The 19,491-nt window shown below is 70.4% G+C and carries 10 protein-coding genes; 3 read left to right on the forward strand and 7 right to left on the reverse strand.

The features are described 5' to 3' along the window. Nucleotides 1-28: 28 nt before the first annotated feature. From AC1ROC_RS14880 to AC1ROC_RS14900, 5 genes are all read right to left on the reverse strand, one after another. Nucleotides 29-7,630 (reverse strand): DUF5979 domain-containing protein, encoded by a 7,602-nt coding sequence (locus tag AC1ROC_RS14880; protein WP_493001098.1) that lies wholly within the window; start codon nucleotides 7,628-7,630, stop codon nucleotides 29-31. Between the two features lie 202 nt (nucleotides 7,631-7,832). Beyond that, entirely contained in the window at nucleotides 7,833-8,369 is a 537-nt protein-coding gene (locus AC1ROC_RS14885; RefSeq protein ID WP_168688499.1) for a hypothetical protein, read from the reverse strand. Continuing rightward, a complete protein-coding gene (locus AC1ROC_RS14890; protein ID WP_493001100.1) occupies nucleotides 8,366-10,021 on the reverse strand; it encodes a helix-turn-helix transcriptional regulator in 1,656 nt (551 codons plus the stop codon). Before AC1ROC_RS14890 ends, AC1ROC_RS14885 begins: the two co-directional genes overlap by 4 nt. Before the next feature lie 182 nt (nucleotides 10,022-10,203). Beyond that, nucleotides 10,204-11,136: a formylglycine-generating enzyme family protein gene (locus AC1ROC_RS14895; RefSeq protein WP_281727829.1), complete on the reverse strand. Its 933-nt coding sequence runs from the start codon at nucleotides 11,134-11,136 to the stop codon at nucleotides 10,204-10,206. A 13-nt stretch (nucleotides 11,137-11,149) separates the two neighbouring features. Continuing rightward, nucleotides 11,150-13,495 (reverse strand): arylsulfatase, encoded by a 2,346-nt coding sequence (locus AC1ROC_RS14900; RefSeq protein ID WP_493001103.1) that lies wholly within the window; start codon nucleotides 13,493-13,495, stop codon nucleotides 11,150-11,152. A gap of 234 nt (nucleotides 13,496-13,729) precedes the next feature. Here AC1ROC_RS14900 and AC1ROC_RS14905 point away from each other — a divergent pair, with 234 nt between their 5' ends. From AC1ROC_RS14905 to AC1ROC_RS14915, 3 genes are read left to right on the forward strand one after another with little or no spacing between them, the layout of a single operon-like run. Further along, nucleotides 13,730-15,403 carry a SulP family inorganic anion transporter gene (locus AC1ROC_RS14905; RefSeq protein WP_493001105.1) on the forward strand — a complete coding sequence of 558 codons (1,674 nt, stop codon included), beginning with the start codon at nucleotides 13,730-13,732 and terminating at the stop codon, nucleotides 15,401-15,403. Nucleotides 15,404-15,421: 18 nt separating this feature from the next. Continuing rightward, complete coding sequence (locus tag AC1ROC_RS14910) at nucleotides 15,422-16,093, forward strand: GAP family protein (protein ID WP_168688495.1); 672 nt, start codon at nucleotides 15,422-15,424, stop codon at nucleotides 16,091-16,093. A 9-nt stretch (nucleotides 16,094-16,102) separates the two neighbouring features. Further along, complete coding sequence (locus AC1ROC_RS14915; protein ID WP_493001107.1) at nucleotides 16,103-17,710, forward strand: SulP family inorganic anion transporter; 1,608 nt, start codon at nucleotides 16,103-16,105, stop codon at nucleotides 17,708-17,710. A gap of 8 nt (nucleotides 17,711-17,718) precedes the next feature. Here AC1ROC_RS14915 and AC1ROC_RS14920 read toward each other — a convergent pair whose 3' ends face one another. After that, entirely contained in the window at nucleotides 17,719-18,408 is a 690-nt protein-coding gene (locus AC1ROC_RS14920; protein WP_493001109.1) for a class I SAM-dependent methyltransferase, read from the reverse strand. A 43-nt stretch (nucleotides 18,409-18,451) separates the two neighbouring features. Then, nucleotides 18,452-19,489, reverse strand: a complete 1,038-nt coding sequence (locus tag AC1ROC_RS14925; protein ID WP_493001111.1) for an alpha/beta fold hydrolase — start codon at nucleotides 19,487-19,489, stop codon at nucleotides 18,452-18,454. Between the last annotated feature and the right edge of the window lie 2 nt (nucleotides 19,490-19,491).

Genomic DNA, 19,491 nt, shown 5'->3' on the forward strand with positions numbered 1-19,491 from the left:
GACCCCCGCATCCCTCACGTCAGCGACCTCAGCGCTTCCGTGGGCGCAGCTTCCTGCTCAGCCGTCCTGCGGTCAACAGCAGTGACCCTCCGGTCAGTGCGAGCAGCGCCAGCCACAGCGGAGCCAGCAGGTCGGAACCGGTGGCCGCGAGGCCGGATCCGGTGCCCGAGCCGGTCGATGCCGCTGGAGGGTCGGTCACCGTCGCACAGGCCACCCCCACGGCGCCACAGGTGCCGGATGCACTGGACGGGTCCCACGGGCCAGTCGGCGTCTCGACGCTGGCGCGGTTCGTGGTGGTCACCGGCGCGATCAGCTTCGCGGTCACCGTGACCGTCGCGGACGCGCCGCGAGCGATCGCGGGGATCGTCCAGCCGAGCACGCCGTCCTTCGCCGTCGCCGCCGGGGAGGTCGAAACCACGCTCAGGCCCTTCGGCATGGTGTCGGTCACGGCGACGTCCTTCGCGTCGAGCTGGCCGTCGTTGGTGACGACGATCGTGTAGACGATGGTGTCGCCGACCGTGGCCGTCGGCCGGTTCGCGCTCTTCTGGATGCTCAGGTGACCGACGTCGAAGCGGTTGGTGACCGTCACGGTCACCGCAGCGCCGTCGGCGATGGTCACGATGCCATCCGCCGGATCGAGCGTCGTGGACGTGGCGAGCCCGGCGTCCGTCTCCTCGATGGAGCAGGATGCCCCGGCGATGAGGTCGTCGATGGTCGCCGTGTATCCATTGGCCGCGTCGAGCACCACTTTCGAGCGCGCGCCGAGGTCGATCGGCGTGGTGACCCCGTCGACCCGGTACGTGCAGGTCACCTCGACGGTGAACGGTCCGTCGCCGAACTGCTTGACGCCGTCACCGATCCGCTTCTTGTCGATGACGAGGGATCCCGTGTCGAAGGTGTTGGTGATGGTCACCTCCGCAGGTGTGCCCGCCGGAACGGTGACGCCCGCTGCCGGTGCGACGGTGACGGCGGACGCGCCGCCCGTCGCCGACTCCACGGTGTCGCAGTGCGCACCCTGGATCAGCCCGCTGACGGTGGCCGTGTATCCGTTGGCCTTGTCGAGCACGACCTTCCCTCCGGCGGGAAGCGGGATGGTGGAGGTCACGCCGTCCTTCACCCAGGTGCAGGTGAGCTGAGCGGTGAACGGACCATCGCCGTAGGTCGCCGCCCCGTCGCCTGTCCGCTTCTTGGTGATGGTGACAGCACCGGCGGAGAACGTGTTGGTCACATTGACGGTGACGACCGGCACCGTGCCGTCCGCCGCGCCGGGGATCACGACGGTCGGGGTATCGACCGTGCTCGCCGTCGCGCCACCGTCCACGGTCTCGACCACGGAGCACTCCGTGCCCGCGGGGAACACGCCCGGCACGGGCAGCGTCTGCCCGCCGAGGATGGAGAGGTCCCCGTCGAAGAGCGTCTGCGCACCGTCGTAGACGCACTGCACGTGGATGGTGAACGGTCCGTCGCCGTAGCCGGCCGCCGCATCCCCGTCGACCGTCTTGGTGACGGCCAGCGTTCCCGCAGCGTAGTGGTTGGTCACCAGCACGGTGTCGCCGCCCACGGCTCCCGCCAGGGTGACGGTCGCGGTGTCGCCCGCCGTCTCCGCGGCGCCGTCGAACGCGATGCCGACGTGGTTGGGGCTCGTCGCCGCGCCGTCGCTGTCGGTCTCCGTGATAGCGCACTTCGCGCCGATCGGGAGGTCGGCGATGGTGCGGGATGCGCCGTCGGCGAGGGTGAACGCCTCGTCTCCGGCGGCCAGCGGGATCGCCGCGCCGAGCGCGCTCGTGCAGGTCAGTGCGAAGGCGAACGGCCCGAACGAGGCGCCCGTCGCCGCGGTGTCGACCTTCTTGGTGACGGTCAGCTGCGTGGTCGCGTAGTCGTTGACGATCGCCACCGACTGCCCGGCCGGCACCGGCTGGCTCGCGTCCGCTGCCGCCGCGATGGTCACGGCCGACGGTGTCACCGTGCGGGTCGACTCCCCGTACGATCCGGGAGCGCCATGCTCGGTCACCGCACAGGATGCGCCGACCGGGATGCCGTCGATGCGCGCGGTGTACGCGTTCGCGTCGCTGAGCGTCACCGTCTTCGCCGCGCCGAGGTCCACGTTCGCGCCGGCGACCGTGCAGGCCACGTCGGCGTCGAAGCTCGTCGGGGCGTACGCCGCGGCTACCCCGGTGACCGACTTCGTGATCTGCAGGGGGCCGCCGGTCAGGATGACGCCCGCCTTGATCGGCTCCTGCGGTCCGGCCGGCTGCGTTCCCGTCGCGTACGTCGGGTAGAAGCCGAACGAGTTCCAGGCCCGCACACCGGTGACAGGGGCATTCACCGGGGCCCGGTGGTCACCGGATGCGGTGGTCGGGATGTTGGTCGTCGAGTACGTGACCTTCACGCCCGCCCCCGCAGGAAGCACCGCGCCAGGGGCGCCGCTGAAGTCGAACACCATCTTGATGCCGGTCACATCCGCCGCGTCGACGGACGAACCGACCGCCGAGGACGGCAGCCACGCGCCCGCCGGGCAGGCGCCGGCACCCGGCGAGATCTCCGTGGCGCACGGCTGGGCCGCTGTGGTGACGAACCAGTCCATCCTGGCTCCCGCGGTGCCGCCGGTCGCCTGGAACGCGACGTCGCCGTTGAACCGCGGAGTGAACACGGAGCCGCGCGGGGACGGGTCGACGACGCCGACGTCACCGGGGTACGGGAACACATCCACCGCCGTCAGGTTCTTCGCAGCGACGTTGCCGCCGTTGACCATCTCGAGTTTCCAGTGGTCGGTGTCGCCGATGGCGCTGACCGCCGCGCACGGGTAGCGATAGAAGCCGTCCGTGTCCGCCGTGCACGGGATCGCCGCGTTGTTGACGTTCTGAGCGATGCCGCTGTCGGAGGCGACGCCCTTGGATGCGGTGAACGAGCCCTGCGAGAGAGTGGTCACGACGTTCGTGGTCGAGCAGGTGTTGGCCGCGAACGACGCACCACGACCGTTTCCGGGGTTGAGCGCCGTGCACGCGGGTGCGGTGAGCGTACGCCCGGTGCTGACGCCGAAGGTGTTGACGGCGGAGCTGGCCGGGGCGAGCCCCGGCTTGATCTGCAGCGCGATGGTGATGCTGTACGTCTCCCCCGGAGCGAGCTGCGAACCGGCCGGCCAGGTGAACCGGATGGTTCCCGTTGCCGGGTCGAAGGCGCGCGTCACCGTGGCGGGGTCGGTCGGCAGCTTTCCGCCGGTCGACGTCGAGTAGATCGGCACGTTGGTCGGGACGAACAGCAACGAGCCGTCCGCGGGAAGCGTGTCGACGACGACGGGATCGGGGAGGAGGCCGGTGCCGGTGTTCTTGAACCGCAGCGTCCAGTTGACCTCCTTGCCCGCAGCCGCCTGGCCGGGGCTGGTCTTCTCCACGGCGATGGCTGCGGTACCCGGGCTCACCGTGAAGGTGGCCGTCGCCTGCGCCCTGGTGGCGTGGACGTCGTTGTACGCGGCGTCGGCGAACACGGTGTTAGACACGGTGCCCGCCACGGTCTCGCCGGGCATGGGGGTCGGCGAGACCGTGGAGGTGACCGGCCCGGACCCGTCGCGCAGCGCGGAGCGCAGGCTGACGTTCACCCGGAGGTTGTCGACGTTGTTGCTGGCGGCGAAGCTGGCGCCGTCCGCCCTGGTGAAGGTGACGCGCACGCCTGTCACGTCCGCCGCTAACACCCCGGACGGGAGTGCGGCGCTGCCGACAGTGGATGCGGTGCCCGCGTGCCAGGTGGCCGTCGAACCCTGGCCGGTCTGCGCATCCACTGTCACCCGGTCGGCGCCGGTGGGAACGGCCAGGATGCTGAAGCTGCTGAATGTGAACGCGTTCCAGAAGGTCGGAGCAGAGTCCTCGATCGTGACCGACTTCGGCGAGAGGGTCCCCGTCGACCGAGCGCGCAGGTTGACCTGGATCGGGTTGACCGGGCTGGCCTGCAGGGTGCTCGCCGGGTTGAAGGTCTTCGCCGTCGTGACCTGGAGGTTGCCGTTGGCGAGCGTCACTCCGGCCGACTGCGTGTCAGCGGCCACGACCGCCGGGTAGACGTCGTCGTGCAGCGTGCCGAACACGGTGTTGTTGAACATCCCGGCGGCAGGGGCGGTGCCGGCCGCGCGGCTGGCCGGGAGCAGCTGACCGGTCAGGGTGACAGTGGCCTTCTGTCCCGGGGCGATGGTGGCGCCGCTGCCGTCCGTGCCCTGCGCGTTCGTGCCGCGCAGCAGCACACTCACGCCCACCACATCGGCGAGCTGTGCGGCGGTGAGCGCGGTGGCCTGCGCGATGGTCTTCGTGTCGGTGCTGAGCGTGCCGTCGGAGGCGCGGTGCAGCAGCGATACGACGCTCTGCGACGTCTGCACGCCGGCGGCGGCGCTCAGGTCGACGGCGATCTTGGTCAGGGCCAGCTTGTCGAACGGGTTCGCCGCTGGATCGTACGGTCCGAAGACGCACGGAGCGGTGGTGGCGGCGTTCGTGCAGTCGACCGGGTCGCTGATCCTGAGCTGCCAGGTGTTGCTCGTCGAGGAGTTCGCGATGGTGGTCGTGTACGTGGTCGACGGGTACGACGCGGCGGGCACATCCAGCTGCGGGATCACGAGCGTGGTCGGGTTGGCCGTCTTGGTCACCTTGGTGGTGAAGGTCGGGTCGATGATCGTCACGTGGTCGTCCGCGGTCCGCTGGAACGGCGCCCCGGTGAACGGGATGCCACCGACGAGCACGCTGTTGTCGACCGCGCCCGGCGAACCGGCCATGTTGTACTCACGGGTGCCGGTGACCCAGTCGGTCGCCGCCCCTCCGCGCACCGTGTTCCGGATGCGGAGGTCCAGGTGCATCGTGCGCGCCGAGGTGCTGGCACCCGGGAATGCACCGGCCGACGCGCTGGCGACGCCGCTTCCGACGCTCGGTGCTGTCGGGTCGCCGGCGGACGCGATGGCCGCTGCGCGGTTCGGGCTCTCGATCACGGTCAGCCGCACACCCTGGGTGCTCGCGCGCTCGGCCGTGCTCAGGGTGTATCCGGGGAAGGTGCCGTCGCAGCTGCTCGCCGACGGGCAGGCCTTGGCCGTGATGTCGTTCCAGTCCGTGCCGTCGAACAGTTCGACCTTCGAGACCTTGTCGTAGCGGATCAGCGGGTCGAACGTCGCGCCGCCGGTCGACGTGGGGGTGATGGCGTCGATCCTCACCAGGTCGAACGCCTGGAAGACGCTGCCGGACACCGGGGAGGGCGTCGCGGAGTCCTGGATCGTCATCGACTGGACGCCCGTCGTCTGGGTGCCCCAGCCGAGGGTGACGCCGGTGGTGGTGCCGGACTGGGCCTGCAGGACCTTGGTGCCGTCCCACGACTTGCTCGCGATCAGCGGGCCCGGGCCGCCGGCGGTCGCCTGCACGTTCGCGGTGGCGCAGTCGACGGCGGGACGGCTGGTGATGGCGGTGCCGCCGTTGACGGTGCCGCTCGCCGTGCTCAGCGCACAGTTCTCGTACGGCGTGGTCGCCGGGTATGCACCGGGGTTCGTCGGCCCGGAGTTGTCGCGCAGCGTTCCGCGGGCGACGAAGACGATGGTGGGGCGCACGTTGGTGGCCTGGCCGAAGCCGTCGGCGTCGGCGAAGGTGAACCGGAGGCCGCGCACGTCGGTGTGCGTGGTCCCGTTCGGGAGCTCGGTGTCGAGCACGGCGGAGTACGTCTTCGCGCTGGAGGTGGCGTCGACGGTGTCGAGGGTCTTCCAGGTCGTTCCGTCGGTCGTGTACTCGACCGTCAGCGTCGAGCCTTCCGGCACGGAGGTCGGGGCGATGGCCGTGGCGTCGAACGCGTTCCAGTACGGAGCGGACGCGGTGTCCTGCGGTTCGGTGACGACGATCGAGGTCGGGCGCACCGAACTCGTGCCGGCAGGAGTCTGCGCGGAGAGCTGCACCAGGCTGGCGCCGCCGGGGATGACCGTCGCGGGGGTGATGGTCTTGTCGAGCGCGAGGTCGACCTCGGGGAAGTACACGTCGAGGTTGGCGGAGGCCGTGTCGCTCGCGCTGCCCGCCGCGTTGCTTCCTGTCACGGTCGCAGCGTTCGGGTATGTCGTGAATCCGGAACCGGCCGGCCCGGCCGCCGTCGTGGTGTTCACCGTGACGGGGAGCTTCGCGGTCGCGCCGGTCGCGATGGAGCCGGTGTATGTCACCGTGAACGCGGAGATGTACTGCCCACCGGACAGCGTCGGTGGCGCCGGCAGGCCGGACGCTTCCGTGAACGACGAGTCGGCAGGGGCCGTGCCGGTGTTGACCGACCACTTCACGACCGCTGCCGTCGCGCCCTCCGGCCACGCAGCGCCGGAGCCGAAGCCGCCGAACACGATCGTGTTCGAGAAGAACGTCCCGCTTCCCGGCTCCTGAATCGACAGCGAGCTCAGACGTCCCGTCGAGGTGTTCTTGGCTGTCAGCGTGGCGGTGGTGGACTGACCGGCTGGCAGCTGCTGGATGCTGAAGCTCTTGTCGGCGGAGACGCTGACGGTCAGCGGCGCCACCACCTGGGAGGCCGTGGCGACCGAGGAGGTCGCGTCGCCTCCCCCGGTGCTGACACTCGCGGTGACCCCGTTGACGCGCGTGCCGCCCGTCACGAGCGGGGAGGCGTCCCTGCGGTTCGCTGCGCGCTGCGCGAACGTGACGTCGACGGAGCCGGAGGCGGCCGGCGTGATCGCCGAGCCGCTGCTCGAACTGAACACGAGCTTCAGGCCGATCACGTCTCCCGCGTTCACGGACGAGGGAAGGACGGCGGTCGTGCCGACAGGACCTGGCACCGTTCCGCCGGCCGTGATCGCCACGACCTGCACCCGGTCGGCGCCGTCGGGGAAGTCCACTGCTCCGAATCCGGCGACGTCGTAGAAGTCGAAGACGCCGCCGACGGCCGTCGGGTCGGCCGGCTCGGCGATGGTCATGGTGGTCGCGCCGATGTTGGAGGCGTTGACAGCGGTGATGGTCGCGGTCGACTGCTCGCCGGGCGTGTACTGGGTGGACGACGGTGTCCAGGTCTTCGACGCGGTCGCTCCGATGACGTCGGGCACGTGCAGGGTGACAGGCGTAGATGCGTTCACCGTCGTCGCGTTGGACGCGGTGAAGCCGGCGGTGTTGGTCAGGACCTGTCCGTCGAACGATTTGGCCAGCGCATCCGGCACCTTCACCTGGATCTGCACGGTGCCCGTCGCGCCCGCCGCCAGTCCGGGGCTCGCCGGGGTGGTGTTGGGGACGGGGTCGTTGAAGACGGCCTTCACCGTGCCGCCCGTGACGGTGACGACCGCGCCTCCGCCGACGACGGTGGGGGTGCCGACGACGGTCAGCGGGGCGGGGACCGGGTCGGTGATCGTGGCGTCCACGCATCCGGTCGTAGTCGACGAGCAGCCGAAGTTGAGCGTGTAGATGAACTGCGTGCCCTGGTCGGCGTCGGCCACCGTGGACGTCTTCGACAGGTTGAGGACGCCCGATCCGAGGTCGTCGGCGTTGGCCGCCGGCGCGCCGATGGCAACGGCCCCGACGAGGGCGATGACGACACCGACCGCGACGGACGCCGGAGCGCGAAGTGTACGACGTGCGGCGTGCCGTCCTGCCGCGCGAGCGGACAGACGGGTGGACAGAATGGAGCGAAGGCGCGTGAGCAAGCGTGTCCCCCAAGAACACAGAAGGGATGGGCACGGCGCCGACGATGTCGGGCGAGATCGTCGGCAACGGAGGCCGAGCCAACCTCAGGAATATCAACCGCCGCGACCGCGCGGGACGGTTTTCACCCCGCGATCACCTTCCGCGAGCGCACAGCGCCCGAACATCCCGCCCGTCCACCCCCGAAGGAGGTGCGAACGCGCGTCAGGCCGAGATGCCGGCGCGCGCGAGCCGCGCGGCCAGCACGCGCGAGAGCAGCGACGCGGCCAGCTGCCCGGCGACCCTCGCCACCAGCGTGACGACGAGGATCGACGGGATCAGGTCGCCCGGCGAGAAGACCGGGAGCGACACGAGGAACAGCACGACACCGGATGCGGCCGCCGCGACCGCCCACCGCCACTCGCCCGGTCGCCGGTCACGCCGGATCCGGTTCAGAAGGCTGACGACGAGGTCGAAGGTCAGGCTTCCTGCCACCAGAGGGACGAGCACGAGGAAGCCGATGGAGCTGAAGGCACCGGTGAGAAGCCCGGCGAAGAACGACACGAACGTCGCAGCGAACGGGAAGCCGAGCATCCGCCTGGCCAGGAACGGCAGCACGCTGTTGACGGCGACCACCAGGGCGTAGAGCGGCGGCGAGAACGCGGCGAGCGGTCCCCCGACCGGGATGAGGGCCAGCAGCACGAGGGCGGTGAGTGCACCCAGCGAAGCCAGCACCAGCAGGATGCGCGTCGACGGCGTCAATCCTCCTCCCTGGGCACGACGAGGTGGCGCTCCAGCGCGATGGCGATCGCCTCGTCGCGGCTGGAGACCCCGAGCTTGCGGTAGATGCTGCGGAGTTGCGTCTTGACGGTGTTCGTCGAGACGACGAGCTGCGCGGCGATGACGGAGATCGTCGGTGTATCGACCAGCGCGCGCAGGACGGCCAGCTCACGTTCGCTCAGCACGCTCTCCCTGTCGATCTCGGGCAGCAGGGAGCGGAACGGCATCCCGTCGAACAGGTGCCCGAAGCCGGCCTCGCCGAAAGCGGAGACGAGGCGCTCGACGTCGCGCGGGGGCAGCAGGGCGACCACGAGTCGCTGACCCGTCCTGTCGAGCAGTGCACCGAGCTGCTCGACGACCGCGCGTGCGCGCATCCTCTCGGAGAACCGCAGCAGTGCTGCCGCTTCGAGCGTGGTGGCGGCGGCAGAGAGGCGCGGGGTGGGCGTCGCGCCCGCCACGTGGCGAAGCTCCTGGAGCGCTGCTCCGTGACGACCGAGCGCGAGCTCCACCCGCGCACGGCCGATGTGGCGTTCGACGCCGGCGCTCAGATCGCGGCGGAGGATCACATCCGCCGCATCCGGGTTGCCGAGGGCGAGCTGGAGGAGGGCGCGCGTCGGCGCGAGTGCGGCCCTGGCGGACGACGAACGACCTTCCGCTGCGCGCATCGCAGCGAAGCCGTCGAGCTCCGCGAGGGCAACGGCGGCGCGGCCGGCGACGAGTTCGGCCATCGCCTCCGTGGTGGCGATGGCGAGCCAGTGTTCGATCGTGCGCCGGTCGTGCACCATCGCGCCCAGCTGCTCGCGCGCCTCAGCTGCATCGAACCGTTCGAGGGCGACGGTCGCCTCGGCGATCCGGTAGAAGGTCCCCGGATACCAGGACCGCTGCATCTCGGTCCATTCGCCGGTCCTCGCGAGTTCGATGTACGCCTCCGACTCGAGCAGGTCGCCCTGCAGAGCACGGATACCGGCCAGCATCGCGAGGTTCCCGAACCCGGGCGAGTACCCCGTCTCGGGCGACTCGGCGAGACCCTTCTCGAAGGTCTCCAGCGCCTCGTCCACCTGACCGGCGTAGTACTGCGTCGTCCCGACGTGGGCGTACACCCTGCTGAGAGCCTGCACCGACCGGCGCTCCGGTTCCGGGAGGCCGTCGAGTGCCGCCACGGCCGCCCGCGCGGGACCGATGCCCATGCCCGGCCGGCCGATCAAGCGGTACGCGGCGCTCTCGCTGGCGAGGATCAGCGCCCGGTCCACCTGGTCGACGTCGCGACGGGATGCGCGGGCCGCCCTGGCGGCGGCGGCGAAGTACCGAAGACCCCTCACCCTGCGGTGCGGGACCACGTTGTAGATGATCCCGGCCAGCATCATCAGCAGGGGCCACTCCCTCAGCGCCGACGCCGGAATACGGTCGATGATGCCGCCGAGCTCCTCGTCGACGCTCATCAGCAGATCGAACCAGTTCTCGCGGACCAGTTCGGACGCCGCCGGGTATGCCCCCGCGGCGATGAGCGCGATCAGTTTCGGCCGCATCGTCCGGTCGACGTGCAGCCGGATGTCGTCGGGGTCCGACGTCTCTTCCGGCGATGGGTCGCGCCCGTCCTGGAACGAGCGCCGCGGATCGGGCGCGCTGAAGGTCACGTGTCAACTCTCGGAGGTTGGTGTTTCCCAGACGAGGCAGGGGCTGGCGTTCCGGCGAGCGGGTAAGGCCGGAATCGCTGCGGTGCCTCATCGGCAACCTAGCACGGGTCGTGGAGGCGCATCCAGCATCCGGAGTCGCGCATGCGGTGTCCGGCATCCGATATCCCGGTGGACACCGTCCCCTACACCGCATCCCCCGCGCAGCGGAACCCGATGTGCGTCGTCGCCGAGTCCTCCGACTCCGGCGAGCGCGCCGCCGGGCGGTAGCGGAGGCAGTAGTCCGGCGAACACAGGTGGGAGCCGCCCTTGAGCACCCGGCGCGGGATGCGGGAGCCGGGTTCCGCGCTGCCGGGGGCGAGGAGGCTGGGGCGGGAGCCTGCGTCGATGGGGGTGGCAGCATCCGGGGGCACATGGCGGGGCGCGTAGTAGTCGGTGGTCCATTCCCAGACGTTGCCCGTCACGTCGTAGAGGCCGTAGCCGTTGGCGGGGAACGTCTGCACCGGGGTGGTTCCTTCGTAGCCGGCCGCGCCCGTGTTGCGGTACGGGAAGCTGCCCTGCCAGCGGTTGACCATCAGCGTGCCGTCCGGGCGCTCGTCGTCGCCCCAGGCGAAGCGGGCGCCGTCGAGGCCGCCGCGGGCGGCGTACTCGAACTCGACCTCGGTCGGCAGGCGGCGGCCGGCCCAGGATGCGTAGGCGGACGCGTCCTCGAAACTCACCTGGACCACCGGATGCGTCGGGCGCTCCGCGAGGGCGTCGAACGATTCGGGACCGAACGGGAACCGCCAGTATGCGCCGGCTCCCCAGCGCCACCACTGCCGCCAGTCGCGCAGGTCCACGGGCCCTGCGGTGGGCGTGAACACCATCCCGCCAGGCACGAGGTCCGCTGGGTCCGCGCCAGGGAAGTCGGCAGGGTCGAGCGGACGCTCCGCCACCGTGACGTACCCGGTGGCGGAGACGAACGCGGCGAACTGCTCGTTCGTCACCGGATGCGCGTCGATGAGGAACGCATCCACCGTCCGGACGTGCACGGGCTGCTCGTCCGGGTAGAACTCGGCGGAGCCCATGCTGAACGAACCGGCGGGGACCGGAACCTGGCTGGTCAGGGGTGCACTCACCCTTGAAGGGTACTCAGTCGCGGGCCATCGCCGCCGCGAAGTGCGCCTCCACATCCACGTATGCGTCGTCGGCGATGTCGAACACCACCTTGTCGATGGTGCCTCCCTCGAACTCGAACCGGGAGCCGGTGTACTGGCTGGACACCGCGTCCCCGCTGTCGTAGCCGATGCAGAGGCCCTCTCCGCAGAGCGAGAAGTGCCCGAGGACCGTGCGGATCTCTTTCTCGCCGACCTTCTGGTCGTCGATGTAGAGCGCCAGCGGGCCGATGCCCTCCCGGTATTCGCCCATCCTCTCCTTGGTGAACTCCACGCCGATGATGTGCTTGCCCGGGCCGGGGACGGGTGCTGAGATGACGTCTTCCGGCGGGATGCCGAGGAAGTTGTACACGTAGTTCACCTGCCCGTCCTTGATGAACAGGGCGTGACCGCCGAAGCGGGAGCCGTGCGCAAAGACGACGCCCTGGCTGTCGGCCGTCAGGTCGAGCTCGGCGAGCACCTTGTACGAGACGCCGTGGGTGTTCGCCGCCGACCGTTCGGGGACCTCGGACGTGCCCGGGTAGTAGGTGTACTGGCCGCTCGGCGGCACAGGCACCTTGAACTCCATGCCGAGGAACGTCTCGTAGTCTTTCGGGTTGCCGATAATCTGCAGATCGTTCAGCGGCAGCACGAGGTTGCGCTTCGCCTCCTCCATCCAGAGCGCCTTCAGCTCCTCCAGCCTGGCCGGGTCGTCTGCGGCGAGGTCGTGCGCCTCCGACCGGTCGACATCGGTGTGGAAGAGCTGCCAGGTGTCGTTCGCGAAACCGCTCATGCCGCTCACCGGCCCGTGCTCGGCGACGGCCTTCCAGCCGTTGTGCCAGATGCCCCGGCTGCCGAGCATCTCGTAGTACTGCGTCTCCTTCGTGGTCGGCCCGTCCGGGTCGGCGTCGAAGGTGTACGTCATCGGCACGCCGTCCAGCGGGCGCTGCTCCACGCCGGCATACGTGTCCGGCATCTCCACGCCGCAGACATCCAGGATGGTCGCGACGATGTCGGTGGAGTGGTGGTACTGATTGCGCACCTCCCCCGCACTCCGGATGCCCGCCGGCCAGTGGATCACCAGCGGGTCGCAGACGCCGCCCTGGTACGTGTACCGCTTGAACATCCGGTACGGGGTGGAGAACGCGACCGCCCATCCCGTCGGGTAGTGGTTGTACGTGTTCGGCGAGCCGAGCTCGTCCACCATCGTCAGATTCTGCTTCTCGTCGTCCGGGTACCCTCCGAAGACCTTGCCTTCGTTCACGGAGCCGTTGGGGCTGCCCTCACCGGATGCGCCGTTGTCCGCGCAGTAGATGATGAGCGTGTTGTCGAGCTGGCCCGACTCCTCCAGGTAGTCGACGATGCGGCCGACCTGGGCGTCCGTGTACTCGGAGAACCCGGCGAAGACCTCGGCCATCCGGGAGAACATCGCCTTCTCCTCGTCGGTGAGCTCCGCCCACGGACGCACCTCGTCCGTCTGGGAGAACGTTCCTGGCGGCATCGGGTTGATGGCGGTCAGCTCCGTGCCCTCCGGCAGCAGCCCGCGCTCGATCATCCGGGGCAGCACCCACTCACGGTATGCCTCGTAGCCGTCGTCGAACGCGCCCTTGTACTTGTCGATGTACTCCTGAGGGGCGTGGTGCGGCGCGTGGTTGGCTCCCGGGCAGAACCACAGATACCAGGGCTTGTCCGGCTCGGTCTGCTTCACATCCCGCAGCATCCTCAGCGCCTGGTCCGCCAGGTCCTTGGACAGGTGATATCCCTGCTCGGGGAGGTACGGCTGGTCGATGTAGTGGTTGTCCTCCGCCAGCGACGGGAACCAGTTGTTCGTCTCGCCGCCGACGAAACCGTAGAAACGGTCGAAGCCTTGCGCGAGCGGCCAGTTCTTCTTCGACGCCCCCGCCGTCCACTCGTCGATCGGCACGTTGTGGTTCTTGCCGACCCAGAACGTGGCCCAGCCGGCGTCCCGCAGCACGTTCGCCATCGTGGCATTGCTCGGCGGGATGTGCGAGTTGTACCCGGGGAACCCCGTGCTCGACTCCGAGATGGTCGCGAACCCGTTGGCGTGGTGGTTGCGGCCGGTCAGCAGCGTCGACCGCGTGGGAGAGCACAGGGCGGTCGTGTGCCACTGGCTGTACGTGAGCCCCCCGGCCGCCAGCCTGTCCATCGTCGGCATCTGGATGCGCCCGCCGTACGGCGACCACGCCGCCTGGCCCGTGTCGTCGAACAGCACGAGGAGGACGTTCGGCGCCCCCTTCGGGGCTTTCGACGGGAGGAAGGCGTCCCAGTCCGCCTCCGAGTCCCGCACATCGAGTTCGATCTTGCCTTGGAATTCTCGCGTCACAGCCGGTTCCCCACGTCTCTGCGTACCCCATCACCACACAGGCGGCGCACCACCGTGTGCGCCCTCGGCGTCGGGAAATGCGCATCCGACGCTGTCGTTCAGACGATTCCGACTTGAACGTAACCCGCGACGCTCCGTCTCGTCTAGGGCCCACGCGTCCCCCTAGACGCGGGCCCCGGCACTGACTAGCCTTCCCTCACAGTCGCGGTGCCGAGACAATCGGAGGGGATCGACATGTCACCACGCCCGCTCGCCGGCCTCACCGGCCGGAACGCGGTGCGCGAGATCGTGTCGGGCGTCACCCTGCTGGCCATCGCCGTCCCGTTGAACATCGGATACGCGCAGATCGCCGGCCTGCCGCCGACGGCCGGCCTGTACGCGCTGGTGCTTCCAGGGATCGTGTGGGCGCTGCTTGTCTCGTCCCGCCAGCTGGTGGCGTCCCCGGATGCGGCTGCCGCTGCCCTCGTCGCCTCGTCGCTCGGCGGCCTCGCCGTCGCGGGCAGCGCCGACTACATCACGCTCGCGCTCGCCCAGGCGCTGATCTGCGGCGTCCTCTTCCTGCTCTGCTCGTTCTTCAAGCTCGGGTTCCTCGCCAACTTCCTGTCCAAGCCCATCCTGATCGGCTTCGTCGGCGGCCTGGCGCTCGACATCCTGGTGTCCCAGGTCGCCAAGATGCTCGGGGTCAAGATCGACTCCGGCGGCGAGTTCACCGACAAACTGGCCGGGCTGGTCACCGGCCTCGGCCACCTCAACGTGTGGTCGCTGCTCATCTCCGTGGGCGCGCTGATCATCCTGCTGGTCGGCCGGGTGCTGGCGCGCGCGGTGCCGTGGGCGCTCGTGGTGCTCGTGGTGGCGACCATCGTGGTGGTCCTGAGCGGTGCGGAGAAGGCGGGCGTCTCCGTGCTCGGCGCCGTCGAGGCCGGGCCGCCGAAACTGACCTGGCCGGTGATCGACTGGTCGCTGTGGCTCGCGCTCATCCCGTCCGCCATCGCGCTGACGATCGTGTCGATGGGCGAGGGGCTGCTCGTCTCCCGCTCATACGGGGAGAAACGCGGCTACCCGACGAAGCCCAACAGGGAGCTGCTCGCCTTCGGCGCAGCCAACCTCGCGGCCGGGGTGTCCGGCGGCTTCTCGGTCGGGTCGTCCACCTCCCGCACGGCCGCGATGGACCAGGCGGGATCGCGGACGCAGCTGCCGACCATCGTCACCGCCATCGGCACGCTCGCGCTGCTGATCTTCGGCACGGCGCTGCTCGAGCACATCCCGTCGCCCGCCATCGGCGCGATCGTCGCCGTCGCCGTGGTGCCGCTGCTCGGGATCGCCGACTTCGCCGCCCTGTGGCGCCAGGACAGGTTCGAGTTCGCCATCGGCGCCGTGTGCTTCCTGGTGACGCTGTTCGTCGGATCCATCGCCGGAATCGTCGTGGCCTTCGTGCTCGCCGTCGTCAACGTGACGCGGCGGGCGGCGAACCCGGCGATCGACACGCTCGCAGCCGACGGGGACCCGCAGAGCTCCCTCCTCGACACCGCGCAGCCCGGCGAGCCGACAGCGCCGGGCGTCGTGGTCGTGCGGCTCGCAGCCCCGCTGTTCTTCGCGAACAGCGTCACCTTCGGGCAGGCGGTGCAGCGCGCGGTGACCTCCGCGGACGGCGTCCGGCACGTCGTGCTCGACCTGGAGGCGGTCACGGACGTGGACGTGACCGGCGCAGAGGGCTTTCGCAGCGTGCACGAGTGGCTGACCGACCGGCACGTCGACCTCGGACTGAGCAGGATGCGCCCCGGCCTCCGCGACCGGATGCAGCGCCTCGGCCTGCTCGACGGCGTCACCGTCTACGACACGAACCGGGATGCGCTCGCCCGGCTGACCGACCCCCGACCGCCGGGGAGCACCAGCCGTGCCGGAGCCTGAGAGACGAAGGAGACCACCATGCCTCAAGTGATCGGAGCGATCCTCCCGCTGGCGATCGGTGTCGCCATCAGCCCCATCCCGATCATCGCGGCGATCCTCATGCTGCTGTCGCCGCGGGCGAGGAGCACGGGCGTCGGCTTCCTCCTCGGCTGGCTCGTCGGCGTGATCGTCGCCGTCACCGTCTTCACCCTGCTCGCCGCCGTGCTGCCGGAGAACGACCCGGATGCGTCGAAGCCGATCGCCGGGACCATCCAGCTCATCCTCGGCATCCTGCTGCTCCTGCTGGCGGTGCGGCAGTGGCGGTCGCGGCCGAAGCACGGAGAGGAGCCTGCCCTGCCGAAGTGGATGAGCGCCATCGACTCGATGACCACCGGCCGCGGTCTCCTGCTCGGCTTCGTCCTCGCCGCCGTCAACCCCAAGAACCTGCTGCTCGCGGCGAGCGCGGGCATCGTCATTGGTTCCGCCGGTCTGTCCGTGGGATCGGAGATCCTCGCCATCGCGGTCTTCACGGTGATCGCCGTCATCTCGGTCGCCGCTCCCGTCATCGCCTACCTCGTGGCCGCCGACCGGATGCGCGGCCCGCTCGACGCACTGCGCGGCTGGCTGGTCCACAACAACGCGACCGTGATGGCCGTCCTGCTGCTCGTCATCGGCGTCTCGGTGATCGGCAAAGGCATCGGAAGCTTCTAGCCGGACCCCATGACGACGCAGAACGGCACGCAGAGACCCCCGCGGAATCCCTGGCTGCTGCCGACCCTGTCCGGCTACCACCGGTCGTGGATCGGCCGCGACGTGCTCGCGGGCCTCTCGGCGGGAGCGGTGGTCGTGCCGCAGGCGATGGCGTACGCCACCATCGCGAACCTCCCCGTGCAGGCCGGGCTGTACACCTGCATCGTTCCGATGATCGTCTACGCGTTGCTCGGCGGCTCCCGGGCGATGAGCGTGTCGACCACCTCCACGATCGCCACGCTCACCGCCACCACGTTCGTGTCGGCCGGGGTCGTCTCCGGCTCGGACGACATCCCGCGCGACCTGGTCACGCTGACGCTGCTGGTCGGCGCGATCCTCGCCGTCGCCCGGCTGCTCCGGCTGGGCTCGCTCGTGGAGATCATCAACAAGCCGACGCTGCTCGGCATCCAGGTGGGCGTCGGTGCGACGGTGGCGCTCGGCCAGCTGCCCAAGCTGCTCGGGGTCTCCCAGACGACGACGGGCAGCGGCTTCATCCGCTCGTTCGTCGCCGTGGTGGAGGCCGTGCCGCACGCCAACCTCGCCACGGTGCTGCTGTCCGTCGGCTCCGTCGCCGTGCTGTTCCTGCTCAAGCGCTTCGCCCCGCGCGTGCCCGGCCCGCTGATCGTGGTGGCGGCGGGCATCCTGCTCAGCGCGTTCGCGGGGCTGCCGGAGGCCGGCGTCGACCGCATCGCCCCGGTGCCCGGCGGTTTCCCGCTGCCGGCCCTCCCCTCGTTCGAGCACATCGTCGCCCTCCTGCCCGGCGCGTTCGCCATCGCGGTGATGGCCTTCCTCGAGACGACGGCGGTCGCCCGCGGCCTCCGCGGCACCGGCGACGGGACGATCGACAACAACCAGGAACTCCTCGCGGACGCGGCGGCCAACCTGGTCGGCGGCATCTTCCAGACCCTCCCGGCGGCGGGCGGCTTCTCGCAGAGCGCGGTCAACCGGGATGCGGGCGCCCGCTCCCAGCTGAGCGCCCTGGTCACGGCGGGCCTGGCCGTGCTGGTCGGGCTGTGGCTCGGACCGGTGGTGAGCCTCCTCCCCCAGGCCACGCTCGCCGCCCTGGTCTTCGTCGCGGTGTTCGGGCTGATCGACATCTCCTCCCTCCGCCGCCTCTGGCGGATCAGCCGCCGCGACTTCGCCGTCGCGATCGTGACGATGGCGGTCGGACTGACCGCCGGGCTCCTGCAGGCAGTGCTGGTGGGAGTGGTGCTGACCCTGATCCTGCTGCTGTCCGCGCTGAACAAGCCGCGCATCCGGGTGGTGGGTGGCGGCGACGCTGGCGGCGAGCTTGTCGTGACCCTGCTCGCGCCGCTGTACACGGCGAGCATGCTGGCGACGGAGCAGGCGGTGCTCGAGGCCGTCGACGCCGCCCCGGGCACCCGCCGCGTCACCGTCGACTGCTCGGTGATGCAAGACGTGTCCGTGACGGTGATCGAAGGCCTCCGCGACCTCGACCGCGAACTCACCGGCCGCGGCATCACCCTCGTCCTGACGGGGTTCGCGCCAGCGGTGCTCGCGATGCTGGAGCGCACAGACTGGTTCCGGATGCTGCGCGAGGCCGGGCGGGCGGGTTAGGCCACGACCTAGGCCACCGCCACCCCCGCGATCTGCGTGTTGAACGGCAGCAGCGGCGTGTGCACCCGGTACCGCTGCACCTCCACGCTTCCGAAGCCGGCCGCGCGCACCGCGTGTTCGAGGTCGCGCTCGCACGAGCATCCTTCGAACGTCCACGCCCACGGCCGACGGAACAGCCGCTGGGCAGCTCGGGTGGGTGTGCCGTCGTCCGCCGCCACGTGCTCCACGAAACGGAAGGTGCCGCCCGGTCGCAGGATGCGCCTGACCTCCGCGAGCACGGCCGCCGGGTCGTGAACGGTGCAGAGCACGAGGGAGGAGATGACGGTGTCCGCGCTGTCGTCGGGGAGGCCGGTCTGTTCCGCCGTGCGTTCGCGCAGGTCGAGGCGCACGTCGTAGCGACCGGCCGCATCCCGCAGCGCCGGGTGCATGTAGCGGTTGGGTTCGATGGCGATGAGGGTCGCGCCGGGCGGGAGGTAGCCGAGGTTGGCGCCGACGCCGGTGCCGAGTTCGACCACCTCGGCAGGAAGGTCGGCGAAGACGCGCTGCTTCTGGTGCCGGAGGCTGCGTTCCAGGGTCGGGCCCATCGCGTGGAAGAACGCGGCGTTGAACCGGCCGCGTCCCGGGTGCAGGTCGAAGTCGGCCGGTGCAGAGGCCGGTGCCGGGGTCGGTGCCGGTGCTGTCGTGTCGCTGTCTGTCATGGCTCCAGCGTGCGCCGCCGCCGCCCCGCGGTCAGGCGTGGAACTACCTCAGTTCGCCGGGCCCTGCCTGCTCGTGGCGGGCGGCGTACCACGCGGCGATCTGGGCACGCGACCGGAAGCCGAGGCGCACCCGGATGCGCTCGACGTGGCCTTCCGCCGAGCGTTCGTCGATGCCGAGGCTGGCTGCGATCTCGCGGTTGGTGCGTCCGGCGCTGACCAGCGCCGCCACCTCGTCCTGCCTGGCCGTCAGCCGTCCTGCCGCCGTGCGGGATGCGCGTAGGCCGATGAATCGGCGGATCGTCGCCACGAGCGCGTGCGTGTCCCCCGCCCACGGCAGGTGCGACCTGCCGGGAAGTACCACGAGCTGCGCGCCCGGGATGCCGTCGGCGAGCGCCACCGCCTGCGCGACGGGCGCCGCCCTGTCGTGCTCCCTGTGCACCACCAGGGTGGGCGCCTGCACCCGCCCGATCACGTCGCCGATGTCGAGTGCGTAGCTCAGTTCGAGCAACGACCGGGCCGTGGATGCGGTCGACGCCGCCCGCTGGTAGCGCGCGAACGCCGCACGGGAACCGGCAGGCGCATCCGGAGCGAAGATGTCGGTGAGCACGTCGGAGCCGAGCCCCCAGTGCGACTCGACCAGCGCGAGCACGCTGTCACGCACCTCCGGCGTCGAGATGGCGGCACCCGTCACCCAGCCGCCGTAGAGCACGAGCCGCCGCACGGACTCCGGATGCGCGGCCGCCCACGCCGCGGCGACGGGCGCGCCCATCGAGGCGCCCATCAGGTCGAACGGCTGCGGTCCGAGGGTGGCGGCGAGCGCATCCAGCTGGGCGAGCTCCTGCTGCAGCGAGGGCGGACGTCCGGACGGCGCAGACAGCCCGGTGCCCGGCCGGTCGTAGCGGACGAGCGTGCAGCCATCGGCCAGTCCTTCGTAGAAGGCGCGCTCCTCCGGCAGCTCCCAGCCGCGTTCGAGGTGGCTGAGCCAGCCGGAGACGTACAGCAGCGGGCGCCCGTCGCCGACCGTGGCGAACGCCATCCGGGCGCCGTCGTCGGTGGTCAGCCAGCCGATGCGTTGCTGCATGC

It is taken from the genome of Leifsonia sp. GW821-FHT13C05, from assembly GCF_058806515.1.

Coding starts and splice junctions, on each gene's coding strand:
- AC1ROC_RS14910 (WP_168688495.1), top strand. CDS start 15,422: ATGCCTCAAGTGATCGGAGCGATCCTCCCGCTGGCGATCGGTGTCGCC.
- AC1ROC_RS14915 (WP_493001107.1), top strand. CDS start 16,103: ATGACGACGCAGAACGGCACGCAGAGACCCCCGCGGAATCCCTGGCTG.
- AC1ROC_RS14925 (WP_493001111.1), bottom strand. CDS start 19,489: ATGCAGCAACGCATCGGCTGGCTGACCACCGACGACGGCGCCCGGATG.
- AC1ROC_RS14905 (WP_493001105.1), top strand. CDS start 13,730: ATGTCACCACGCCCGCTCGCCGGCCTCACCGGCCGGAACGCGGTGCGC.
- AC1ROC_RS14920 (WP_493001109.1), bottom strand. CDS start 18,408: ATGACAGACAGCGACACGACAGCACCGGCACCGACCCCGGCACCGGCC.